This window comes from Pantoea sp. PvP021 (assembly GCF_054056055.1).
Window position 1 is genome coordinate 1849472 of record NZ_JBSRXX010000001.1, and the last position, 22285, is coordinate 1871756.

Below are 22285 nucleotides of genomic sequence, written 5' to 3' on the forward strand. Positions count from 1 at the left end.
TTTGCTTACTGCCCCGATTTTACTTTTCACGCTGGCGCCCACATATACTGGTAACAATCGCCACAGGAGAGTCATCATGCAACGCGAAGAACAACAACTGATCGAAGGGCTGTTCAGCCGTCTGAAACAGGCTGAAAGCCAGACCGTGGCACGCGATGCCGCTGCCGAACAACTGATTAACCAGCATCTGCAGGCGCAGCCGGGCGCGCCTTACTACATGGCGCAGGCGATCCTGATTCAGGAAGCGGCGCTGAAAAAACTCAATGAGAAAGTATCGGCGCTGGAAAGCCAGCTGGCCCAGCAACAGCAGCAGCAACCTGCACAGAGCAGCGGCGGCTTTCTGTCCGGGCTGTTTGGCAGCGGTTCGCGTCAGCAGCCGCCTGTGCAGCAGCAACAGCAATCGTCACCGTGGAACAGTGCGCCACAGCAACCGGCTCAGCCGCAATATGCGCCTGCACAAGCGCCTGCACCACGCGGCACCGGTTTCCTCGGCGGCGCACTGCAGACAGCTGTGGGTGTGGCGGGCGGTGTGGTGATGGCCGATATGCTGACCAGCATGTTCCACCATTCACAGCCGGAAGAGATTGTGAATATCATCAATGAGCCACCCCTGCCCGATGTGAATGACAATCTCAACACCTTCAACGGTGGCGATGACAATGCCGATACCTTTAACGGCGGTAACGACAACGCCTTCCTCGACCAGAATACAGGCTGGGACAGTAATTATGCCGACAACAGCGATCTCAATGATTTTGGCGGCAACGATTACGACGACGATAGCTTCGTTTAACTTCAGCGTTTCTGCTGGGTGAGCCAGCTATCCAGCTCATTTGCAAACTGCTGGCGGTCTCGCGGACTCATCGCCGCGGGGCCGCCGGTCTGCACGCCGCTTGACCGCAGGGTATCCATAAAATCCCGCATCGTCAGGCGTTCACGTATCGTCGCCGGTGAGTAACGCTCGCCGCGCGGATTCAGCGCCGCCGCACCCTTCTCAATCACCTCTGCTGCCAGCGGGATATCGGCGGTGATCACCAGATCGCCTGGCTGACAACGTCTGACGATCTCATTGTCCGCCACATCAAATCCGGCAGGCACCTGCAGGGTGCGCAGATACGGTGAGGGCGGCACACGCAGAAACTGGTTCGCCACAAAAGTGATGGTAGTTGCGGTGCGGTCGGCTGCGCGGTAGAGCACCTCTTTGATTACATTCGGACAGGCATCGGCATCGACCCAGATAAACATCATGATTCCTTACAGTCAGAGAAGAGTAAGATCTTGCCGGGTTCCCCTTAAATGGCAAATTTTATTTGCGGCGTGCTTTCCAGCCTGCGCCCTGCTGACTTGTTATTCAGGCTGGCTGAAGTAAGCTAGCTCACTGAGAAAAACGAATAATGTCCTAAGGAGATGGCGATGCTGGCAAAGAAAATCGGGTTTATCGGCGGGGGAAATATGGCTAAAGCCATTATCGGCGGACTGGTCAACAGCGGCAAAATCGCCCCGTCTGATATCTTCGTTTACGATCGCAAAGCAGAGACCAACCAGGCGATGGCAGAGCAGTATGGCATCAACGCAGCAGAGAGCGCTGAAGCGCTGGCGCGTGAAGTGGACATCCTGTTCGGCGCGGTCAAACCCAATGTCATTCTGAAAGTCTTAAAAGAGCTGACAGGCAGCCTGAAAAAAGAGGCGCTGGTGGTGTCGATTGCGGCTGGGGTGACGCTCGATTCGCTCTCATCGGTGCTGGGTTACGATCGTAAAATTGTCCGTGCGATGCCGAATACTCCCTCGCTGGTCAGCGAAGGCATGACCTCGGTCACGCCCAACGTGCTGGTTGAGCAGGCGGAAATCGACGAGGTGATAGCGATTTTTGAGAGCTTCGGCAAAGCGGCCGTGGTGGATGAATATCTGATTCACTCCGTGGTCGGCGTCAGCGGTTCTGCGCCGGCCTACGTGTTTATGTTTATCGAAGCGATGGCCGATGCGGCCGTACTGGGCGGCATGCCACGCGCTCAGGCCTATCAGTTTGCTGCACAGGCGGTGAAAGGGGCGGCGCAGATGGTGCTGACCACCGGAAAACATCCGGCTGAACTCAAAGATATGGTCTGCTCTCCGGGCGGCACCACCATCGAAGCGGTGAAAGTGCTGGAAGAGAAAGGCATGCGCTCGGCGGTGATGGAAGCGATGCTGCAGTGCATGGCGAAGTCAGAGAAACTGAGCCGCAGCTAACAGAGTGAGTGTTGTTGCGCAAGGCGGCCCCGCACGCTGGCCCGCCTTGCCTCCAGCTTAACAGATATTAACGGATCTGTTCCTGACAGAGCGCCACCGCGTCGGCAAACGTCATCGGCTGCTGCATCCGCTCCACCAGCTCAGCGGTCAGCGTATACATGCCGCATGAGCAGATTGCCGCCAGCCTCCCCTGCTGGCCATAAAACGCCATAAACTTTTTATCCTCCAGCGAGCCGAGCAGCTGGAATGAATCCCATTCTTTGGCATGGCCCAGATACTCATAACGGGTGCCATACTGCGTAGTCCAGAAGAACGGCACACGATCAAACGCGACGGTCTGGTCCAGCATATTCCATGCGGCGGTTTGTCCCTGCTGATGCGCGACGCGATAGTGTTCAATGCGCAGCGGCCCCTGCGCCGACGGATACGTGGCGATATCTCCCGCCACCCAGATATTGTCAGCGACCCGCAACTGCTCATCCGCCTGCAGGCTGCCATCCTCTGCCAGCGGGAGATCGTGGATAAAGTCGGTAGCCGGTTTAACCCCGGTGGCAAACAGCACCACCGTCGCGTCCAGCAACCGTCCGCCCTTGAGCTGCACGCCACTCACCCGCTGGTCGCCCTGTAAGGCTTCGATCTCGCCCTGCACCCACTTCACGCCGTTCTGCTCATGCAGCTGATAGAAATAGCGGCCAATCTGATCGCCAAACTGTTTAGCAAAGGGCAACGCCTGTCGGGCGATTATCGTCACGTCAATGTCACGATTACGCAGCGCCGACGCCAGTTCGGTGCCGATAAAACTGTTGCCGATAATCACGATTTTATGGCTGGCATCCACCGCCTGAAGCAGCTCATCGGTCTGCGCTTTGCTGCGCAGCAGATGGACCCCATCGAGATCGCTGCCCGGCAAATCGGGGCGGACTGGCGTCGCGCCGCTGGCTATCAGCAGTTTGTCGAAGGCGAGCGTCTCGCCATCCTCAAAGATCAGCCGTTGCTGCTGGGCATCCAGGCGGCTCACGGTAGCCTGAAGTCGTTCAACGTGATCCATCACATCCGCTTTCAGCAGCTGCGGCACCTCGCTGATATCCATTTTGCCCGACGGCACAAATTTGGTCAGCGCGGTGCGGTCGTAAGGCGCATCCGCTTCCCGCTCAACCAGAATCACGCGGCCTTTGAAGCCTTCATGGCGCAGACGCCACAGCGCCGCGCTGCCCGCCGCCCCACCACCGAGCACCACATAGACCGGTGCTTCTGCCCCACTGCCAATCGGCGCCGCGGCGGACATCGCTTTCGGATTCACCAGCACCCGGCCCTCTTCAATGCGCAGCGGATACTGTTTGAGATCGGCTAACGCCAGCGGTTCACACATTTTTCCACTGGCCAGATTAAACGCGGCTTTGTGCCAAGGACAGACCAGCCGATCGCCGCAAATCGCGCCCTGCTCCAGCGGCGCGCCTGCGTGCGGGCATTTCGCCTGATAAGCACGTACATTGTCGCCTTCGCGGATCAGCAACACTTCCACCTCGCCGAGCGTTTTTTTAACCGGCTGGCGCTGGGGCAGATCGTTCAGGTCGACGGTAAATTGATAGTTCACGACATGGCTCCTTTAACGGTTCTTGTCTTGTGCTGCGCGGCAAAACAGAGTGCTGCGCAAATCCCCACAAACAGTAAGTGTGGCAAAAGAACCGGGAAGCCTGGCGATGAATGCTTATCAGAAGGTTAACATGCTGTTATAGAAGGGAATTTAATCAGCATTGCGCGGGAAGGAGAAGCGGCCACCTGCGTGGCCGTGGGGATAATCAGCTTTTTTTCAGGCACTGGCTCATAAAGGTTTTACGCGCATCGCCCGCCAGTTTTTTATCACCAGCTTCGCCGTTACAGCTTTTCATTTTCATCTGCTGCGGTGACATCTGCGACAGCTTGCTATCCTTTTTCAGGCATTCACTCATAAAGGTTTTGCGCGCATCCCCTTTAAGATCCTGTGATTTAGCATGCTGGTTACACATCGTCATCTTCTCCTGCTGCGGGGTCTTTTCCGCCGCACCGGCCAGTCCACTGACCAGCAGGCCCGCCATCATCATCGCCATTAAACCGACTTTCATCTTGTTATCTCCACAGTGGATTGTCCTTTGTTATTCTGGCAGCGAATAAGCAAAGCGGAAAATGTTTCAGGTCAAAGTGATGTGAAGATCCCATTCCAGTCTGGCACTGGGATTGTTACTGACGAGGATGGCGGAGTAACTTTTCGATGTAATTGCGCAGCAGTTGCGCATTTTCATCTCCGGCATCGGCCACATTGTCTATTGCGGTCTCAATACTGGTGGTTATAGCCAGATGTTGTTGCGGCTCCAGCTTGCGAACCAGCGCGGTAACAACAATCTCCAGCGCTTCGATTTGCGCCATCTGCTCTTTGGCTGTCGCCTCTTTTTCAGCCAGCTTTACCAGCAATTCAGCAATCAGGTTTTTCATGCTGTTATCTCAGCGGTGGAGAAAAGCTGAAATTATCACCACGCTGGCTAAAAAAACAGAGGGTAACCGCTACTTTTTTCAGTGAGTTAGCCCGCATTCCTCACCGTCTGCTCAGACGATTCCGGCTAACCTTGCGAGCGAAACGTTTTCCCTGCAATCAACGCTATGGTCAAACGTTTCGCCCGCCCGAAATCGGTCTTTTGCTTAGCGAGGATCGACAAATCCGCGGCCTGGTCCGCCGCCGTGTCCGCCCCAGCCACCGCCACCGTCGACTGGAGGCGGGAAAATACATCCGCTTAATGCAGTAACCAATGCCACAACGGCAGCCAGCTTAAAGATTCGTACCATATCTACCTCAGGGTGATGAAATCGGGCTGAGTGTATGGAGCCACCTGCATGGCGACAAGTGAGATTCTTCCGCATCCGGCGACTATTCATCTTTGCTGACCAGGCTTAACGATTTACCACCATTAAGGCGGCACAATCTCAACATCCCGGCTGGATTACAGCACAAATTATTTGTGCAAATCGGGAGGGTGAACACTTTACAGGCGGCGTAATTTTGCGCATTGTGAGCGCATTACATTTACAGGATATAAACATGACTCTCTCTCAGGCTGCTTTCAGTGACATCCTCTCCCGGCGCGACTGGGAAAATCCGGTCGTGACCTCGCTGCATCGGCTGGATGCGCACCCGCCATTCGCCAGTTGGCGAGATGAAGCAGCCGCGCGGGATGACAGCCCCTCGGCGTCACTGCAGAGCCTCAACGGAGAGTGGGGTTTCCGTTATTTTACGCAGCCTGAAGCGGTCCCGGCCAGCTGGTTACTGCAGGATCTGCCGGACACTACGACCCTTCCGGTTCCGGCCAACTGGCAGATGCACGGCTTCGATGCCCCCATTTATACCAACGTGCAGTATCCGATTCCGGTCAATCCTCCGCTGGTACCCACAGAGAATCCAACCGGATGTTACTCGCTCACATTCAGCACTGACGCAGCCTGGCTGGATAATGGGCAGACACGCATCATTTTTGACGGCGTAAACTCGGCCTTTCACCTGTGGTGCAACGGACACTGGATTGGCTACTCTCAGGACAGTCGTCTGCCCGCTGAATTCGACCTGACGCCTTATCTGCGGCCGGGCAAAAACCGGCTGGCAGTAATGGTGCTGCGCTGGAGCGACGGCAGTTATCTGGAAGATCAGGATATGTGGCGAATGAGCGGTATTTTCCGTGACGTCACGTTATTGCATAAACCGCAGGTGCATCTGGCCGATGTTCAGCTGGAAACCCGGCTCAGCCCGGAGTTTTACCGTGCCGAATTGCGTGCCCGGGTCCGTGTTGCTCTGCCAGCTGACGTCAGCTCGCGCTATCAGCTGCGCCTGACGCTGTGGCAGGGTGACCAGCAGATTGCTCAATGTCAGCAGCCGCTGGGCAGTGCCATTATTGACGAGCGGGGTCACTATCCCGAACGCGCCCTGCTCAGCCTGCCGGTGGAACAGCCTGCGCTGTGGAGTGCCGAAACACCCCACCTCTATCGCGCCACGCTGGCGCTGCTGGATGAGAATCAACAGCTGATCGAGGTGGAAGCCTATGATGTCGGCTTCCGTCAGGTCACCATCGACAACGGACTGCTCTGTCTGAACGGCAAGCCGCTGCTGATCCGCGGCACCAACCGTCATGAACATCATCCGGAGCGCGGTCAGGTGGTGGATGAGGCGACGATGCGCCGCGACATCGAGCTGATGAAGCAGCACAATTTTAATGCGGTGCGCTGTTCACACTATCCTAATCATCCGCTCTGGTACCGGTTGTGCGATCAGTATGGGCTTTATGTGGTGGATGAGGCCAATATCGAAACCCACGGCATGCAGCCGATGAACCGGCTCTCCGATGATCCCCGCTGGTTTGCCGCCTATAGCGAACGCGTGACGCGCATGGTGCAGCGCGATCGTAATCACTGCAGCATTATTATCTGGTCGCTGGGCAATGAGTCAGGACATGGTGCCACACACGATGCGCTCTACCGCTGGGTAAAAAGCAGCGATCCAACCCGTCCGGTTCAGTATGAAGGCGGCGGTGCGGATACCGCTGCTACCGATATCATCTGCCCGATGTATGCCAGGGTTGATGAAGATCAGCCCTTCCCGGCGGTGCCGAAATGGTCGCTGAAAAAGTGGATCGGTCTGCCGGGTGAGACGCGTCCGCTGATCCTGTGTGAGTACGCGCATGCCATGGGCAACAGCTTTGGCGGTTTTGCTAAGTACTGGCAGGCCTTCCGCCAGTTTCCGCGTCTGCAGGGCGGCTTCGTCTGGGACTGGGTTGATCAGAGCCTGACCCGCTATGACGATCAGGGCGAACCCTGGCAGGCCTACGGCGGCGATTTTGGCGATAAACCCAACGATCGTCAGTTCTGTATGAACGGGCTGGTATTTGCCGATCGCACGCCGCATCCGGCGCTTTATGAGGCGCAGTGCGCCCAGCAGTTCTGGCAGTTTGCCGTCGATCCCGGCGATCCGCTGAGCTTTACGGTCAGCAGCGACTATCTGTTCCGCCACAGTGACAACGAAGTGCTGCGCTGGCGCATCGAACAGGCGGGTCGTGTAGTAACGGAAGGAGAAGTGCCGCTGGATATCGTTCCACAGGGCCAGCAGCGGATCACGCTGCCGTCACCGCCAGCATTACAGGGCGAATGCTGGCTGAACGTCGCGGTTCATCAGATTCAACCGACCCAATGGAGCACCGCTGGCTGGCGTGTCGCCTGGCACCAATGGGCGCTGCCCTCATCGCTGGCGCTGCCATCAAAGCCGGAGAGCGGCCACGCACCGGGCCTGCACGATGATACCCGTGAGATTGTCATCACCCATCAGCAGCAACGCTGGCATTTTTCACGCCACAGCGGCGAACTGACGCAGTGGTTTGTGGATGAACAGCCCACACTGCTTTCACCGCTTCAGGACTGCTTTATTCGCGCCCCGCTGGACAATGACATCGGCACCAGCGAAGCGGAACGGGTTGATCCCAATGCCTGGGTCGAGCGCTGGAAAGCAGCGGGTTATGACCAGATGAGCAGCCAGCTGGTGTCGATGACGGCGAATGCGTTGCCACAGGCGGTGCAGATTGAGACGCTGCACAGCTGGCTCGCCCATGGCCAGATCGCCTTTATCAGCCGTAAACGTTATCTGATCAATGCGCAGGGTGAGTTGCAGTTGCAGCTTTCCGTTGAGCAGTCGCGTGGATTGCCGCCGCCCGCGCGCATCGGATTACGCTGTGAGCTGACGCAGATACCACAACAGGTGAGCTGGCTCGGCCTGGGTCCGCATGAAAACTATCCCGATCGCCAGCTGGCCGCGCAGTTTTCCCGCTGGGAGCTGCCGCTGGATCAGCTCTCAACGCCTTATGTTTTCCCGGGTGAGAACGGTCTGCGCTGCGGCACCCGTCAGCTCGACAGCGGCAGCTGGCAGGTCAGCGGCGATTTCGCTTTCTCACTGAGCCGTTTCAGCCTGGAGCAGTTGCGGGAGGCATCACACCGCCACCATCTGCGTCCGGAAGCGGGCTGCTGGCTGCATCTGGATGCCTGCCACATGGGTGTCGGCGGCGATGACTCCTGGAGCCCCAGCGTCAGTCCTGAGTTTTTACTGACTCAGCAGCGCTGGCAGGCTGAACTGACGATTTGCCAGCCGACGCGGGCAGCGCTGTCTTCGGACGCCGGTAAAAGCGCTTCAGAAACAGCACGTTAATCAGCACGACCACGGCGGTGGCAAAAAAGACCCAGCGGAAACCGGCCACCGCCGACACCGCGGCGCCCAGCAGCGGACCCGCGACATTGCCGAGATACATAAAGGACTGGTTGTAGCCGAAGATCCGGCCGGTGATGTTGTCACGCGAGTGACGCACCAGCAGCGTCTGCACCGCGGGCATCATCGCGCCATCGGCAAAGCCCAGCAGAAAACGTAATACCCCCAGCTGTGTCGTGCTGGTGACAAACGACATGGCGATAAACAGCAGCAGCGAGATGACCATCGTTGCCAGCAGGATACGTTGCGTGCCGATGCGATCGCCGAGTCGTCCCAGACGAGGCGCGGCCAGCAGTGCAGAGACGCCAGGCAGCGCGGCAATGACCCCGCTAAGAAAAGCGATATTCTCAGCGGTGGGTGCCAGTTCCCGCACAAAGAGCGTCAGGATCGGGTTCACCGATCCGTTGCACATCTGGATCACCATGGTGGTGAAAAAGAGGCAGAGCATCAGTTTTGGATTATCCAGCGAGCGGAAAACCTCGCGTCCGCTGAGCTTCTCCTTTTTACTCACCGGGGTGTAACCGGTCTCCTTGATCAGGAACAGCGTCACCAGAAAGCTGACCATCAGCAGCGCTGCGGTGACAATAAACACCGTACGCAAACCGACCCAGTCTGCCAGCAGCCCGCCCAGCATCGGTCCCAGAATCACCCCGCCAATCTGGCCGGTTGAGACACAGCTCAGCGCCCAGCCGCTGCGTTCACGCGGCACCTGAGCGGCCACCAGCGCCATGGCGTTGGGAATATATCCGGAGGTCAGCCCCATCAGGGCACGCAGCAGCAGCAACTGCCAGGCTTCGGTGACAAAAGCCTGTAGCAGAATTACCACGCCCATGCCAAAAGCGGCGCGCAGCAGCATCAGCTTACGGCCTTTACGATCGGCAAGACTGCCCCACAGCGGGGCTACGGCCGCCGAAACCAAAAAGGTGATACTGAAGGTAAGACCCGACCAGAGGCTCAGTGATTCGCCACCGGTTACGCCAAGCTGCTCAAGGTAGAGCGGCAGAAACGGGATGATCTGACTGATGGCCAGGCCGGTAAAAAAGCAGCCAAACCAGACCGAGATCAGGTTTATCTTCCAGGGTTCTATAGTGCGTGGCATGAGCAGATATTTTAAAGAGAGGGAATGCTCAGTCTAACGCGGCTATTCTCAGCGTGACCGACAAAACATGGCACAAATGGCAAAAGACCGGATTCCTCTTTGATTCAGCGCAATCACCGGCGCAAATTTTCCAGCCCGCCGGGTTTTTAGCGCGAAGCACGCGGGCGATGGTCTGGCCGGACGCAATCTTCCCTGACCCGCCCCGTCAATATAGAAAAATATGTCATTCTGTTACTGACAACTCTTCACCCCGCTTCTATGTTTAAAAAACCGCCAGCCGCGGCGGTATAGCAATCTTTTTAATCGGCGCGACATCCTCCGCAAAAAACGGTGCAGACCGTCCGGCTACGCTGAGGCGAACCAGCTTATTTCATGGTTATACGCCCTTATGCTCAGGTGTAAGGGAGGGAGTCTTGTTTTAGCGGAGGTGGGTAATGAGAGTACAACCTGACAGCGCCAGCCGTGCTATCAGCGACTATTTTAACAGCCCGGACTGGCGAATACCGCCTGAGTCCGATCTGCTGGCGGTGATTCTGCGTGAAATAATGGAAGCGGGAGAACCCGCCACCAATAAAGCCCTTATTGCACGGGTTATCGATAAACTGGAAGTGGAAGGCGACGAGACGCAGTTGCAGCGTTATCGCACCCTGCTGGCGCAGTTAATCGACACGCAGCCGGAGGCGTAAACCCACCACCTACTTCACCCAACGCAATTTATCCGCTTCGCTGATACTGGCCCGTCCGCTGCTGCGCTGAAACAGGCACAGCTCCCGTCCACGCTTATTTTTCATCTGCGGCTGGGGATAGCGTCCTTCCAGCAACAGTGCGCTGTAGCCCGTGTTGTCGTCATACTCGATCGCCTCGCCCAGCACCTTTACTTTGCTCAGATGACTGGCGTTAATGCAGGCCTGCACCATCACCTGACGGCTCTTTTGCCAGGCCTCTTCACTGGAAGCCTGCGCCAGTGTGCTGCTGAGTAACAATGCGGGCAGAAGTGCCCCGATTATGCGTTTCATCTTCTCTGCTCCTGTTACGGCCCGAAGCCGCTAAAAAAATTCCCGCCGGGGCGGGAATAAACAAGACGAGCACTATCTATTGTGTGACGAGGAAGTTTCTTAAACGCGCTGCTATCCTCGCCTGCCGTTATGACAAACCTATGACATCTTTGCCGTTAACCACAATAAACTGAGCTGATATTGCCATTTTTGTCAGCCAGGAAGTTCAGCCGATTAAGGTTGAAGTCCATGGTGACGGCAGAATTATAGGGAATGGCGCGGACCTTCTGTTCGAAGTGCTGACCCTGCAGCGCGGTTAACGGTTTACCGACATAATTCTGATACTGAGAGGCACCACAGCGGTCAGCTTCCGGATCCTGCGCCACACTGGCGGTATCGGGCTTAGAGGCAGATTGACAGGCGGTTAATGCAAACAGCCCCACTACCAGCAGCCCTTTTCCATAAAATTTCACGTTTATTCTCCTGTTGGACGTGTAAAACCCTGCCCCAAGAGTAGCAAAGCGCACCTGCTGACCTGAACCCCTAAAAAGTAAAGTTGTTACAGCAGCATTAAACGGGTCGCGGCACCGATCATTTTTTAAGATTAATCGCACTCATTGCCTAAAAAAAGCACTCCAGGAAACTACAATATTAAGAATAGTCTTAGTCCTGTGGAGGTCATGATGGAACTGATTATTTTTGTCGTCTGCGCAATGCTGATGACCGCCGTGGCGGTCAAAGTCCGTTAAACGGGTTCAGCCTGGTTCTGCGCGGTTCTTTCCAGAAGCGTACTGAATGCAGCCAGCGGCATCGGTCGACCGAGGAAGTAGCCTTGCCCCTCTTCGCACGAAAGCTGTTTAAGCTGATTCAGCTGCGCTTCTGTCTCAATCCCTTCAGCCGTAATTGTCAGGGCAAAGGCGCGTGCCAGCGCAATAATCCCCGCGACCACCGATTGTGCCTGCTGCGACTCCGGGAAATCTTTCATCCAGGAGCGATCGATCTTCAGCCCATTAAACGGGAAGGTCTTCAGGTAGCCCAGGGCCGCATAGCCGGTGCCGAAATCATCAACGGTTAACCTTACCCCGAGTGACCGTAAACCCTGCATCACCTCCAGCGCATGCTGCGGATGTTCAAAGGTCACGTTCTCCGTGATCTCCAGCTCCAGCCGCGTAGCCGGCAGGCCACTTTTCGCCAGCACATCCGCAACCCGCTGCACTAAATCGCTGGTGCGGAACTCCATGGGCGAAATATTAACCGAAACATAGCGATCGCCCCCCCATCCCAGCGCATCCTCACACGCGCGCATCAACACCCAGTCGCTGATGGTGGCGATGAGACCGCTCTCTTCCGCCAGCGGAATAAAGTGATCGGGGGTAATCCACTCATCCGGCGCAATCTGCCAGCGAATCAGCGCCTCAGCACCTGCCAGCTGACCCGTCAGCAGTTGATAGCGGGGCTGGTAGTGCAGGCGAAATTCATTGTTCTTCAGCGCTTTCTCAATCCGCCGCGCCATTTCACGCTTATCCTCACGCTGACTGGCCATCTCATTGGCATACCAGACCCACTGATTGCGTCCCGCTTCGCGCGCTTCATTCAGCGCGATATCCGCCATTTGCAGCAGCGCTTCCGGATGGCTGGCATCCTGCGGTACACACGCAATCCCCATGCTGACGGTGAGATAGTGAACATGCTGGCCGGTGCTGATGGGCTGCTGAACCTCGTGCACCAGCTGTGCGCAACGCTGATCGACCCGCTCACGGTTCGTTTCACGCAATACCAGCACAAACTCATCGCCACTCAGCCGCGCCACCAGCTCCTGCGGGCCGATACAGCGCTTCAGACGCTGCGCTATCTGGCTCAGCACCTCATCGCCCGCCGCATGGCCCCAGGTTTCATTAATCGGCCTGAACTGATCGAGATCGAGGGTAATCAGCGTCAGCGGCGCAGCGCCATCAGGCAGCTCTAGGTGTAGCGTCAGAAACTCCTGCAGCTGTACGCGGTTCGACAGGCCGGTTAAGACGTCGTGACGCGACAAAAAATGAATGCGCGCCTCGGCTTCCATGCTCTGAGTGATGTCCGATACCGTGCCGCGAAACCCGATACGTCGCGCCTCATGCCAGATTGTTTTCGCGACCAGCTGGCCGATACGGCGGTTGCCGTGCGCCGACATAAACTGACAGCGCAGTGGCATCTGTTGCCCCTCCTCCTCCTGACGCTGCAGCCAGGCGACCAGCGAATGGCTGGGATGCGTCAGGAGGTGATCGATGTGACGGCCCAGCCAGTGTGTAATATCGTGGCCGGTCACGGTTTGAAAGCGCGCTGACAGGTAGATGAGGCGACCCTCTTCGTCCGTTTCCCAGATCCAGTCTGACGCTGCCTCAGCGAGATCGCGAAACCGCGCTTCGCTGTTGGCCAGCTCCTGCTGACTGATCGCCAGCAGGGCAAAGCGCCGGTCAGAAAGAATCGCATTAGAGAGCGCATGGCGGCTGACGCGATGGGTGATTATGCCTATGATGATCGCCATGAGCATCAGCAGTGGCAACAGAAACCAGACCAGGCCCATGCCAGGCATCTTTGGCGTCCAGCGCAGCACAATCAGATCGCCGCCGGGTAACGGTTGCACCATCCGCGGTTCACGCAGGGCATCCCCTGCACTGACGGGCAGGCGCAGTTCGCGCACATCCAGCGTGGCGCCCAGCGCCTGTAATTTGGCAGGGGTGAAAAGATTCACAAACACCATGACTGACGCTGGCCCCGCCATCGGCGGCATATTCGTCAGTTTGCCGCTGCCGATGGGGGCGGCAACCACAATGGCGGGCAGATGATTAATCAGTGCATCACGGGTTATCGCCGCGTCGTTGCGCTGACGTGCCGCCGCAATTAGCGCTGGGGTCTCTTTTCCCAGCCAGGCTTCCAGCGGCGTATCCACCAGCTGCCCATTAATGACGCTGTACGTGGTGTGACCGTTGCCGTCGACCACGAATACGCCCTCATAGTGATACTCTTCGTAGAGGCCCGGACCAAAGTTCTCTTCGTCATAAGCCCAGACTTTGTTGACCCTGACATGGAGATTGCGCCAGGCTTCGCCCCAGAACGCATAGTCCCGGATATCCGTGACCATCGCCTCCTGACGATTTTTCCACGCCTGCTGCATCAGCAACTGGTCATGCTCAACCGATACGCTGTTTTGCCGCTGCGCAATTGTCAGCACCATCAGCATCGAGAGCACCAGCACGCCAAACAGCAGCAGCGAAAGCGTGCGCAGGCTGCGCCGCGTAAAGCGGACAGTGCGGTCTTCAGCGGCATGACTGAATGGAGGCGAGGGTGGCGCCGGAGGGTTAGAAGTCATTAAGAGTGCTCACTACACAGTCAGAGTTTGAGATGACGGGCCTGCAATACAACATGCAGTGCTGACCAGATTAGTTTCCTCAGTTATCGGCTCACGCGCGCGGGTGTTTAGTCTGCGGTTAACATTTTGCGCTTAAATATTGTGTTACAGGCTGACTCGACAGCGATCTGGTGCATTGCTACTATGCGCTAACCTTCGCTGGCAGAGTCGCCTATGAATACCAATTCCGACAGAGTGACACTGACGCTGTTCTACGTCGGCAGCTTTGTGGTCTATTACCTGGTTACCATGCTGATCACGCTGTTCCCTAATTACAGCGTGCTGCGTAATGACGGCCTGCTGGTGCCGGTGCTCTGCCTGTTTGAATTTGCTGTTATCTATCCGCTTTACCGCTTTTACTGCCAGCGCCGTACAGACCTGCCGCTGGGTGAACTCTGCACGCTGCAAACTCTGCTGTTTACTGGCGCGCTATTTGTTCTGATGGCCGCACAAATGCAGTTCATGCAGCCGGAAGGATGGCTGGTGATGCAGGCCCAGCAGGGACGTAATTCGCTGCTGATCCTGCTGCTCACCGCCGTGCTGCTCGCACCGGTGTTTGAAGAGGTGCTGTTCCGCGGTTTTCTGTTGCAGGGCTTTCTGCTGTGGGCGCCACGGAGCCGCTTTGCCTGTATGCTGCTGACCTCACTGCTGTTTGCGGTGATGCATACGCAGTATGTGCACTGGCAGACCCTTATCGCCCTGACGCTGTTTTCGCTACTGCTCTGTTACGCCCGGCTGCGGAGTAACAGTCTGGCGCTGCCCATCTTCCTGCACACGCTGAATAACCTGATTGCGCTGCTGCCCGCCTGGTATTTCGCAGGCTAGCGCCAGGCCCGCCCCTTCTGACACACCTTACAGGCCGCCGCATCACACCCTGGCTGGCGGACCATAGCTCACACTGACAATGCCGCCCCGGCACGTTTGTCTATACTGGATGTTAAAAAGGGATAAAAAGCACCACAGTCCGGACCACCAGACCGTGTAAAGGAGAGGATCTATGTTGATAGGATTTGTGTTGTTAGTGAGCGCATGCGGCTACGATGCCTGCGAGGCGCTGCCGGTATCAGAGCGCATCTATCCGACGAAGGTCGACTGTGAAACGATGGCGAACCGCATTCATAAAGTCAGACCGAATGTGGTACTGCTGTGCGGCGAAGTACATCGCTAATTCAGGGCCAGGTTCAATAAAGCAGGGCTGTAACGTTGCAAGCTGACGCTTTAGCGTACAAAATATAAGCTGTTGTTAACCATTATCGTTGTGAATCCCATGAAAACATCACGCCCCCGTCGTCCTGGTGGACGCTGGGTTTACTATCTTTTGTATGATGGCATTCTGTGGCCCTGCCCCGTCCGTTGGGAGTGGGAGAGCAGCTATGGCGGCTGGCTGCCATTTTACTACACGCCAACCTTTGAGTTTGTGGTGGGCGATCCGCGCAAGGCTTATCGCATTGCGCGCAGCGATGTGCGGGCTAAAAGGCGCGAGGATGCCTTTGTCTGAGCGCGTTTATCGCCACGGCAGCCATGAGGCAGTAAGCAGATAGTGAACCGCTTCCAGCACAATAATCACCATTAATAATATGCCCAGCGTGTGGCGGCCAATCCCCTTCATCTGTTCAGGCCCAGATCATGGCAGCCCAGCGAATCAGCAGCAGCGCGCCACAGATGCACAACAGAACCAGCACCATCTTCCAGTACTTTTTGGCTGCCCGGTATCTCGTCACCTCAGTTTCCTCTGGTCAGAAAGCGAAGATGCGCCAGAAGGCGCATCTGTTCCGGTCAGCAACAGGACCGGTGAGGCATAGCATAACGCCCGGGCCGCCAAAAGGCGACCCGTTACCGGCATCAGTTGTTCAGGGTGTAATCCAGCGTAATTTCCGCGTTCAGTACCTGAGAAACCGGGCAGCCCGCTTTGGCTTTATTGATGATCTCGTCGAAGGTCGACTCATCAATGCCTGGCAGAGAGATGGTGCTGGTCAGTGCCACTTTGGTAATAGCAAAGCCATCGCCTTTTTTGTCCAGCGACACGTCGGCCGTGGTATCAATGCTTTCCGGCGGATGACCCGCGTTGCCCAGCATCAGCGACAGCGCCATAGAGAAACAGGCTGCATGCGCTGCACCAATCAGTTCTTCCGGGTTGGTGCCTTTGCCGCCTTCAAAACGGGTGTTAAAGCCATAAGGCTGCTGGCTCAGCACGCCGCTCTCGGTGCTGACGGTGCCTTTGCCTTTGATATCGCCTTCCCAATGCGCCGAACCTTTCTTATGAATGGTCATGTCGTTCCTCCTGTTGGTAAAGAAGCTAAGTATAGACAATACATTCATTTTCGCAGGCTCAACTCACCGCGCGGGGACGTGGCGGTGTGCTCTGCGGTGCCAGTAACGCTTCCGCCTGCACCAGCGAATCGCGGGTAATTTCACCGATCGACTTCGCGCCGGTCAGGGTCATGGCAACGCGCATCTCTTTTTCAATCAGCGTCAGCAGGATTTCTACGCCGCGCTGACCGTGGGTTGCCAGCGCATAAATAAATGCCCGTCCCAGCAGCACGCTGTCTGCGCCCAGCGCAATCATCCGCACCACATCCAGCCCGTTGCGAATGCCACTGTCCGCCAGAATGGCGATGTCACCTTTTACCGCATCGGCAATGGCCGGTAGCGCACGCGCCGAGGAGAGCACGCCATCCAGCTGGCGTCCGCCGTGATTAGAGACCACGATGCCATCGGCGCCAAAGCGCACCGCATCACGCGCATCTTCCGGATCGAGAATGCCCTTGATTACCATCGGCCCATCCCAGAACTCGCGGATCCACTCCAGATCGCGCCACGAGATAGAGGGATCGAAATTATTCGCCAGCCAGCCGATGTAATCTTCCAGCCCGGTAGGCTTGCCCAGATACGTGGAGATATTCCCCAGATCGTGGGGGCGCCCCTGCAGACCCACATCCAGCGCCCACTGTGGATGGGTGACCGCCTGCCAGTAACGACGCAGCGCCGCGTGATTGCCGCTCATCCCGGAGTGCGCATCGCGATAGCGCGCGCCCGGCGTGGGCATATCCACGGTAAACACCAGCGTGGAGCAACCGGCGGCTTTGGCGCGCTCCAGCGCATTGCGCATAAAGCCGCGGTCACGCAGCACATAGAGCTGGAACCACATGGGGCGCTTAATCTGCGGGGCCACCTCTTCGATCGGGCAGACCGAGACCGTCGACAGGGTAAACGGAATGCCTTTCAGGTCTGCCGCGCGCGCCGCCTGCACTTCACCCCGGCGGGCATACATGCCGCACAGGCCGACCGGTGCCAGCGCAACCGGCATCGACAGGGTTTCATTGAACAGTTTGGTTTCAAGACTCAGTTCCGACATATTTTTCAGAATGCGCTGGCGCAGCGCCACATCCGAGAGATCCTCTACGTTGCGACGCAGGGTGTGCTCGGCATAGGCACCGCCATCAAGATAGTGAAACAGGAACGGCGGCAGGATACGTTGCGCGGCCGCGCGATAGTCACTGGCAGCGGAGATAATCATCAGTCAGATTCCTTTGGGTTGCGTGTGTCGTTATCCGGTAAGCGGGTGATGCGCGCCTGACGCGCTTCATCTTCATGCAGGCTTTTCATGGTGGTGTGCACGAATCCCAGATGCTGCATCGCCGCCTGGCGCGCAGCGTCGGCATCGCCAGTGAGGATCGCATCGAGCAGCGCCTGATGCTGTTCAGTCAGGCGGGCGAAAATCGCGGGCTGGGTATACATGCGCTGACGGCTCTGCATTACCGACGATTGCAGCAGCTCAAAAAAACCACGCATGGTCTGCAACAGCACTACGTTGTGCGACGCCTCAGCAATCGCCAGATGGAAGCGCACATCCGCCTGGGCGGCGAGATCGGGATCGTCACTCTCTTTCAGCTTCAGGGTGGCGTCGAAAGCGTACTGCAGCTTCTCTTTGTCGGCGTCGGTGGCGCGCAGTGCGGCGTGCCAGGCGGTGCTGGCCTCGATGGCATGGCGCGCTTCCAGAATGTCGTAGCGGTAGTCGGGATCGTCGCGCAGTAGCTGGCGAATCGGCTCGACGATGCGCTGTTCCGACCAGGGCGCCAGCTGCTGACGGATCCAGGTGCCGCCGCCGCGTCGGCTAATCAGCATGCCGTTGCTGATCAACTGTTGTATGGCTTCACGCAGCGAGGAGCGCGAGACGCCAAGCTCCGCAGAGAGCTGCCGCTCGGCGGGCAGGCGCATGCCCGGCTCGAGCTGATGTTCGGTGATATAGGCCCGCAGGCGCGTCACCAGCGGATCGGCATTGCTGCTCATGGGATCATCCAGGGGAAGACGTAGGCCTGAAGCGTGGTTATCACACCGACCATACAGGTGAAAATCAGGCTGTGTTTAACGGTAAACCGGAACAGGTCGGACTCTTTACCCACCAGCCCGACCGCCGCACAGGCGATAGCGATCGACTGCGGCGAGATCATCTTACCGGTCACGCCACCGGTGGTGTTGGCCGCCACCAGCAGAATATCGGAGACGCCAATCTGCTGCGCGGTCGTGGCCTGTAAAGCAGCAAACAGCGCATTCGATGAGGTGTCTGATCCGGTCAGGAAGACGCCCAGCCAGCCCAGGAACGGTGAGAAGAAGGTAAAAGCGTGGCCGGTGTGCGCCAGCGCCAGTGCCAGCGTCGCAGACAGCCCGGAGTAATTCGAGATAAAGGCAAAGGCCAGTACCATCCCGATAGAGTAGATCGGCAGCGCCAGCTCTTTCAGCGTTTCACCAAAAGTCTGCAATGCTGCCTTTGGCTTCATGCGCAGGAAAATCATCGCCATGATCGCCGCAATTAAAATGGCGGTGCCGGTGGCGGACACCAGATCCAGCTTAAAGATGGCCGGATAAGGGGTTGCAGTGCCGACCACGGGCGGCATCCGCGCCACCAGCTCATTCAGCATCGGCACCGGCATAGCCAGCACCCACTCATAGAGCGCGCCGCCTTTGGCGAACAGCGCTTTAAACGGCGGGATACTCCAGAGCGTGACGGTGGCGGTGAGAAACAGGAACGGCATCCAGGCGCGGATCACCTGCCCCAGCCGATACTTCTGCGGTGGCAGCAACGGATCGCCCTGTTTCGCCTCTGCATCGGCAAAGCGGAAGATGCGAACCGGCTTCCAGACCCGCAGGAACAGCGTCAGCGAAATCAGCGAGGCGAGCGACGAGATAATATCGGGCAGCTCCGGACCCAGGAAGTTGGAGCTGAGGAACTGGGCAATGGCAAACGATCCCCCTGCCACGACCACCGCCGGCCAGGTCTCTTTCACTCCGCGCCAGCCATCCATGATCGCCATAATCCAGAACAGCACAATCAGGGTCAGCAGCGGCAGCTGGCGTCCGGCCATCTGGCCGATGGCAAAACTGTCCAGCCCGGTCACCTGCCCCGCCACAATAATCGGGATGCCCATCGCGCCAAAGGCCACCGGCGCGGTGTTCACAATCAGGCAGAGCCCGGCGGCGTAGAGCGGATTAAAGCCGAGTCCCACCAGCAGCGCGGCGGTAATCGCCACCGGCGCACCAAAGCCCGCAGCCCCTTCCAGAAACGCCCCGAACGAGAAGCCGACAATCAGCATCTGCAGACGCTGATCGGGAGTAATCGACAGGATAGAGGCGCGGATAATGTCGAACTGGCCGGTTTTGACTGAGATCTTGTAGACGAACACCGCGGCGACAATAATCCAGGCAATCGGCCACAAGCCATAGAGAAAGCCATACACCACGGCGGCCAGCGCCTGTGCAACCGGCATCTGATAGAGAAACAGCGCCACCAGCAGCGCCAGCACCACGGTGGTGGTGGCCGCCAGGTAGCCTTTCATCTTCAGCTTAATCAGCGCAAAGAAGAAAAAGAGAATCGGGATCAGTGCGATCAGGCTTGAAAGCCAGATATTACCCAGCGGATCGTAGTTTTGTTGCCAGATCTGCATGCCAGTATCTCCAGAGGAAAAGGTGACGTGGCACGCAGCCGCAGCGCTGGTGCCATCTGCCCCGGATTGGTCAGACCAAACCGCTCTGTCGGGGCTTATGGCAACAGATAGTTAACGCATTGTTAACCTATGGCAACAGAAGATGCGCGAATTTTCCCGGAGTGTGAACCAGAGAAAAATATTGCCGGTATTGGTCGGACCAAAATCAGCGATTCACCTCCGGAAAGGCGTGCTGATAGCTGCGCGGATGGAAACGCAGATTTAGCACGATTAACAGCAGCGTGACCGCCGCCTGCAATAACCAGACGCTGGTGAAGTGACCGGTGAGCGCATGCAACTGCCCGGCGATAAACGGCATGCTGCCCGCGATAATAAAGCCGACGCCCTGCATAAAAGCCACCAGCCGCGCGCCAGCCTGCGGCTGCTCCAGATGATCCAGCGCCAGCACCAGCGCCAGCGGAAATGCCCCGCCCAGCCCGAAGCCCGCAATCCCCGCCCAGAGCCACGGTGCCAGTTGTGGCGCAAACAGGAAACCGAGCATGCCGCTGAACTGCATCGCCAGTGTCAGCAGCAGCAGCGGACGGCGATCGCGGCCCCGCGCCAGCAAGGGCAGCAGCAGCGCACCCGTGACCTGACAGCCGATCATCATGCCAAGCAGTGACCCGCCCGCCTGTGCGCTCCAGCCGAGTTGATGATAAAAATCGGGCAGCCAGGCGACACAGATGGCATATCCGCCGTTCACCAGACCGAAGCTCAACGCCAGCATCCAGGCGCGGGTTTTCCGCCACAGCGAAGGCAGAGCGGCGGCCTCTGTCCGGGTTGCACGTGGGGTGGTGATAAACAGCCAAAGCAGGATGGCCAGCACCACCGGCAGCGCCCAGCTGCTCAGCGCGCCCTGCCAGCCAAGCTGCCCATTCAGCCACGGCGAGATCGCCGCGCCAATCCCACCGCCGCCCATCAGCGCCGCTGCCCACAGTCCGGTCACGCCGGCACTGCGGCTGCCAAATCGCTGACGGATCAATCCCGGCATCGCCATCTGCACAATGCCAATGCCCGCCCCTCCCGGCACAGTACTCAGTACCAGCCAGCCTCCGTCAGCCACAAACAGCCGACTCACCAGCGCCAGCAACAGCAGCAACAGGCCACCCAGCAGCAGTTTACGTACCGCAAAGCGCTGCATCAGCGGGGCGCTGACTAACGCAATGGCACCCATCATCATCATCGGCACCGCAGGCAACAGCGATGCCGCCAGCGGCGACAGACCGATGCTCTGCCTCAGCTCGCCGAGTAACGGACTAACCGAGGTCATCAGCGGTCGCATATTGAGCCCGGCCAGCACCAGCGCCGCCAGCAGCAGGTTGTTCTCTCTCTTCATCTGAGATCCACACAGTTAAAAGTTGCCAGCCTGGCAGCAGTCGCTACTATCTGGAAATGAAATATTACTCTGCCAGGTAGTGGAAATATGAATCGTCAGCCAATGTTTACTCCGCAACAGCTGCTCAGCTTTGTCGCGGTGTGCGAAACCGCCAGCTTTACCCGCGCCGCTGACCGGGTGCACCTGTCGCAATCCACCGTCAGCCAGCAGGTGCGACGGCTGGAGGAGATGGTCGGCAAAGAGCTGCTGAACCGCTCCTCGCATCAGGTGCAGATAACCGAAGAGGGCGAGAAGCTTTTAGGCTACGCCCGGCGGATTATCGCCCTGAATGGGGAAGCGCACGATGTGCTAAGTGACCAGTGGCGCGACGGTGTGCTGCGTCTTGGCGTGCCGGAAGATTTCGCGGCGCCCACGGCCGGTCTGCTGGCGCACTTCAGTCGCGACCATCCGCAACTTCGGCTGGACGTGATGAGCGGCATGCAGGTGGAGCTGCGTCGCGCCTGGCAGCGTGAAGAGCTCGATATCATGCTGATTAAACAGCCCGCTGGCGAGCGTCCGCTGGCGTCGCGTCCTGAACCCCTGCTGTGGCTCGATAGCGCAGAGTGGCCCTGCTTTGAGCAGACGCCGGTACCGCTGGTTCTGTTTCCCCAGCAGGGGCTCTATCGCGATGAGGTGTGTCAGACGCTCGACGCACTGGGCCGTAGCTGGCGCATTAGTTACAGCAGCGCCAGCCTGGTCGCGCTGGCCGCCGCCAGTGCGCAGGGTCTGGGGCTGACATTACTGCCCGCCAGCTGCCGCCTGCCGCAACATCGTGTACTGGGCCCGGAACAGGGTCTGCCGGTGATTGATACCTTCGAACTGGCGCTGTTCTGTCGTCATCCGCAGGATCCGCTGCAGCGCGAGCTGGCGGAATCCCTGGCAACCTTCAGCCAGCTGCGCTGGCAGTGAGATATCGAATAGTCGTCAGTGGAAAATAACGCAGCAGGGTGAAGCGT

The 22285-nt window shown here is 57.9% G+C and carries 22 protein-coding genes; 8 read left to right on the plus strand and 14 right to left on the minus strand.

The genetic code is table 11. The features are described from left to right. Positions 1 to 76 precede the first annotated feature (76 nt). Entirely contained in the window at positions 77 to 793 is a 717-nt protein-coding gene (locus ACVKSX_RS08675; protein ID WP_010671175.1) for a DUF2076 domain-containing protein, read from the plus strand. Positions 794 to 795: 2 nt separating this feature from the next. On the opposite strand, the gene ACVKSX_RS08680 is transcribed toward ACVKSX_RS08675, so the two are convergent. Beyond that, entirely contained in the window at positions 796 to 1245 is a 450-nt protein-coding gene (locus tag ACVKSX_RS08680) for a YaiI/YqxD family protein (RefSeq protein ID WP_010255266.1), read from the minus strand. 168 nt (positions 1246 to 1413) lie between these two features. Between ACVKSX_RS08680 and proC the strand changes: the two genes are divergently transcribed. Next, complete coding sequence (proC, locus tag ACVKSX_RS08685) at positions 1414 to 2226, plus strand: pyrroline-5-carboxylate reductase (protein ID WP_010255263.1); 813 nt, start codon at positions 1414 to 1416, stop codon at positions 2224 to 2226. Positions 2227 to 2293: 67 nt separating this feature from the next. Here proC and ACVKSX_RS08690 read toward each other — a convergent pair whose 3' ends face one another. The 3 genes from ACVKSX_RS08690 to iraP all read right to left on the minus strand — a co-directional run bounded on the left by ACVKSX_RS08690 (position 2294) and on the right by iraP (position 4695). Further along, positions 2294 to 3820, minus strand: a complete 1527-nt coding sequence (locus tag ACVKSX_RS08690; RefSeq protein WP_010255260.1) for an FAD-dependent oxidoreductase — start codon at positions 3818 to 3820, stop codon at positions 2294 to 2296. Between the two features lie 205 nt (positions 3821 to 4025). Then, positions 4026 to 4328, minus strand: coding sequence for a PsiF family protein (locus tag ACVKSX_RS08695; RefSeq protein ID WP_010255256.1), 303 nt, complete (start codon positions 4326 to 4328; stop codon positions 4026 to 4028). Positions 4329 to 4443: 115 nt separating this feature from the next. Next, positions 4444 to 4695, minus strand: coding sequence for an anti-adapter protein IraP (gene iraP / locus ACVKSX_RS08700; RefSeq protein ID WP_010255252.1), 252 nt, complete (start codon positions 4693 to 4695; stop codon positions 4444 to 4446). A gap of 601 nt (positions 4696 to 5296) precedes the next feature. Between iraP and ACVKSX_RS08705 the strand changes: the two genes are divergently transcribed. Continuing rightward, positions 5297 to 8434 carry a beta-galactosidase gene (locus ACVKSX_RS08705; RefSeq protein WP_354438531.1) on the plus strand — a complete coding sequence of 1046 codons (3138 nt, stop codon included), beginning with the start codon at positions 5297 to 5299 and terminating at the stop codon, positions 8432 to 8434. Here ACVKSX_RS08705 and ACVKSX_RS08710 read toward each other — a convergent pair. Continuing rightward, the gene (locus ACVKSX_RS08710; RefSeq protein WP_354438532.1) at positions 8316 to 9590 is read right to left on the minus strand and encodes a multidrug efflux MFS transporter; all 1275 of its coding nucleotides are present in this window, start codon (positions 9588 to 9590) and stop codon (positions 8316 to 8318) included. The two genes, ACVKSX_RS08705 and ACVKSX_RS08710, sit on opposite strands and share 119 nt — an antisense overlap. A 434-nt stretch (positions 9591 to 10024) precedes the next feature. Here ACVKSX_RS08710 and ACVKSX_RS08715 point away from each other — a divergent pair, with 434 nt between their 5' ends. Beyond that, on the plus strand, positions 10025 to 10276 hold the full coding sequence (locus ACVKSX_RS08715) for a biofilm development regulator YmgB/AriR family protein (protein WP_010255246.1): 252 nt from the start codon (positions 10025 to 10027) through the stop codon (positions 10274 to 10276). A gap of 9 nt (positions 10277 to 10285) precedes the next feature. On the opposite strand, the gene ACVKSX_RS08720 is transcribed toward ACVKSX_RS08715, so the two are convergent. From ACVKSX_RS08720 to ACVKSX_RS08730, 3 genes are all read right to left on the minus strand, one after another. Further along, entirely contained in the window at positions 10286 to 10606 is a 321-nt protein-coding gene (locus ACVKSX_RS08720; RefSeq protein WP_010255244.1) for a hypothetical protein, read from the minus strand. Between the two features lie 155 nt (positions 10607 to 10761). Beyond that, positions 10762 to 11058 carry an I78 family peptidase inhibitor gene (locus ACVKSX_RS08725; protein ID WP_052272152.1) on the minus strand — a complete coding sequence of 99 codons (297 nt, stop codon included), beginning with the start codon at positions 11056 to 11058 and terminating at the stop codon, positions 10762 to 10764. Between the two features lie 272 nt (positions 11059 to 11330). Further along, the gene (locus tag ACVKSX_RS08730) at positions 11331 to 13934 is read right to left on the minus strand and encodes a bifunctional diguanylate cyclase/phosphodiesterase (RefSeq protein WP_354438533.1); all 2604 of its coding nucleotides are present in this window, start codon (positions 13932 to 13934) and stop codon (positions 11331 to 11333) included. Positions 13935 to 14147: 213 nt separating this feature from the next. Here ACVKSX_RS08730 and ACVKSX_RS08735 point away from each other — a divergent pair, with 213 nt between their 5' ends. The 3 genes from ACVKSX_RS08735 to ACVKSX_RS08745 all read left to right on the plus strand — a co-directional run bounded on the left by ACVKSX_RS08735 (position 14148) and on the right by ACVKSX_RS08745 (position 15471). Further along, positions 14148 to 14798: a CPBP family intramembrane glutamic endopeptidase gene (locus ACVKSX_RS08735; protein ID WP_010255238.1), complete on the plus strand. Its 651-nt coding sequence runs from the start codon at positions 14148 to 14150 to the stop codon at positions 14796 to 14798. Positions 14799 to 14970: 172 nt separating this feature from the next. Beyond that, positions 14971 to 15141 carry a hypothetical protein gene (locus ACVKSX_RS08740; RefSeq protein WP_003850083.1) on the plus strand — a complete coding sequence of 57 codons (171 nt, stop codon included), beginning with the start codon at positions 14971 to 14973 and terminating at the stop codon, positions 15139 to 15141. 99 nt (positions 15142 to 15240) lie between these two features. After that, complete coding sequence (locus ACVKSX_RS08745; protein ID WP_029519422.1) at positions 15241 to 15471, plus strand: hypothetical protein; 231 nt, start codon at positions 15241 to 15243, stop codon at positions 15469 to 15471. A gap of 115 nt (positions 15472 to 15586) precedes the next feature. Here the strand turns inward: ACVKSX_RS08745 and yniD are convergent, their stop codons facing one another. The 6 genes from yniD to ACVKSX_RS08775 all read right to left on the minus strand — a co-directional run bounded on the left by yniD (position 15587) and on the right by ACVKSX_RS08775 (position 21290). Further along, on the minus strand, positions 15587 to 15694 hold the full coding sequence (gene yniD / locus ACVKSX_RS08750) for a small membrane protein YniD (RefSeq protein ID WP_022625163.1): 108 nt from the start codon (positions 15692 to 15694) through the stop codon (positions 15587 to 15589). Between the two features lie 121 nt (positions 15695 to 15815). Beyond that, positions 15816 to 16244 carry an OsmC family protein gene (locus tag ACVKSX_RS08755; RefSeq protein WP_022625164.1) on the minus strand — a complete coding sequence of 143 codons (429 nt, stop codon included), beginning with the start codon at positions 16242 to 16244 and terminating at the stop codon, positions 15816 to 15818. A gap of 58 nt (positions 16245 to 16302) precedes the next feature. Beyond that, positions 16303 to 17490: an FMN-dependent L-lactate dehydrogenase LldD gene (gene lldD / locus ACVKSX_RS08760; protein ID WP_354438534.1), complete on the minus strand. Its 1188-nt coding sequence runs from the start codon at positions 17488 to 17490 to the stop codon at positions 16303 to 16305. Continuing rightward, on the minus strand, positions 17490 to 18263 hold the full coding sequence (gene lldR, locus ACVKSX_RS08765) for a transcriptional regulator LldR (protein ID WP_010255231.1): 774 nt from the start codon (positions 18261 to 18263) through the stop codon (positions 17490 to 17492). The genes lldD and lldR overlap by 1 nt, the downstream gene beginning before the upstream one ends. Then, positions 18260 to 19915, minus strand: a complete 1656-nt coding sequence (lldP, locus tag ACVKSX_RS08770; protein ID WP_010255230.1) for an L-lactate permease — start codon at positions 19913 to 19915, stop codon at positions 18260 to 18262. Before lldP ends, lldR begins: the two co-directional genes overlap by 4 nt. 205 nt (positions 19916 to 20120) lie before the next feature. Next, entirely contained in the window at positions 20121 to 21290 is a 1170-nt protein-coding gene (locus tag ACVKSX_RS08775) for a cyanate transporter (protein WP_354438535.1), read from the minus strand. Positions 21291 to 21377: 87 nt separating this feature from the next. Between ACVKSX_RS08775 and ACVKSX_RS08780 the strand changes: the two genes are divergently transcribed. Then, positions 21378 to 22238, plus strand: coding sequence for a LysR family transcriptional regulator (locus tag ACVKSX_RS08780; protein ID WP_010255227.1), 861 nt, complete (start codon positions 21378 to 21380; stop codon positions 22236 to 22238). The last annotated feature ends 47 nt before the right edge of the window (positions 22239 to 22285 follow it).